This is a genomic window from Nocardioides sp. P5_C9_2 (genome assembly GCF_054049555.1).
On record NZ_JBFUMD010000722.1, the window covers coordinates 1 to 1,237 of the forward strand.

The 1,237-nt window shown below is 70.5% G+C and carries 2 protein-coding genes; both read right to left on the minus strand.

The window, feature by feature from the left end:
* Positions 1-333: CoA-transferase (locus ACXJKL_RS21295; RefSeq protein ID WP_457208984.1), on the minus strand; the 333-nt coding region annotated here is incomplete at its 3' end.
* Position 334: 1 nt separating this feature from the next.
* Positions 335-1,138 carry a CoA transferase subunit A gene (locus tag ACXJKL_RS21300; protein ID WP_457208985.1) on the minus strand — a complete coding sequence of 268 codons (804 nt, stop codon included), beginning with the start codon at positions 1,136-1,138 and terminating at the stop codon, positions 335-337.
* Positions 1,139-1,237 lie beyond the last annotated feature (99 nt).

Here is a 1,237-nt window from a genome sequence, read left to right on the forward strand (position 1 = left end):
GACCTGCATCGCGCCCAGGATCGCGGCGTCGATCTTGCCGCCGCGGATCATCCCGAACGACGTCGCCGAGTCGAAGAACGACGCCCCTCGCCGCAGCGTCACCGTCTCCTTGCCCGCGTTGATCAGGTCGGCGTCGACGGCGTCCTCGGTGGGGTAGGGCCCCACCCCGAGGATGCCGTTCTCCGACTGCAGCACCAGCTCCACGTCGTCGCCGACGTAGTTGGGCACCAGCGTCGGCAGCCCGATGCCGAGGTTGACGTAGGAGCCGTCGACCAACTCGCTCGCGGCACGCGCCGCCATCTCCTCGCGGGTCCAACCAGTGCGTTCAGCCATCTCAGCCACCCACGTTCTCTTCTTGTACGGCGCTCTGGGCCGGTTGCACGGTGCGCTTCTCGATCCGCTTGTCCGCGGCCTGCTCGGGCGTGAGCGCGACCACGCGCTGCACGTAGACGCCGGGGGTGTGGACGTCGTTCGGGTCCAGCTCGCCCGGCTCGACCAGCTCCTCGACCTCCGCGATCGTGACCCGCCCGCACATCGCGGCCAGCGGGTTGAAGTTGCGCGCCGAGTCCCGGAAGACCAGGTTGCCGTGCCGGTCGCCCTTCCAGGCCCGCACCAGACCGAAGTCGGCGACGATCGCGTGCTCCAGGACGTACTCCTTCGCGCCCTCCGGGGTCTCGAAGACCTGCGTCTGCTTGGCCGGGGAGGCGACGACCACGTTGCCGTCGGCGTCGTACCGCCACGGCAGGCCGCCCTCGGCGACCTGGGTGCCGACACCGGTCGCGGTGAAGAACGCCGGGATGCCCGAGCCACCGGCCCGCATCCGCTCGGCCAGGGTGCCCTGCGGGGTCAGCTCGACCTCGAGCTCGCCGGAGAGGTACTGGCGGGCGAACTCCTTGTTCTCCCCGACGTACGACGCCACCATCCGTCGCAGCCGCCGGTCCACCAGCAGCCGGCCCAGGCCCCAGTCGTCGACGCCGCAGTTGTTGGACACCGCCTCCAGGTCCGTGGTGCCGGCCTCCAGCAGCGCCTCGATCAGCACCGACGGGATCCCGCACAACCCGAACCCGCCGACCGACAACGTGGCGCCGTCCGGGATGTCCGCAACCGCTGCCGCGGCGCTCTCGACGACCTTGTCCATCGACCACTCCTTGTCCGGCCCGACGGTCCGCGCCGGGCTCGCTGAGATGCTAGTCACTCTCGCGCAGCCGACCGATGGGTGCCACCCACACACTAGGCT

Coding starts and splice junctions, on each gene's coding strand:
- ACXJKL_RS21300 (WP_457208985.1), bottom strand. CDS start 1,138: ATGGACAAGGTCGTCGAGAGCGCCGCGGCAGCGGTTGCGGACATCCCG.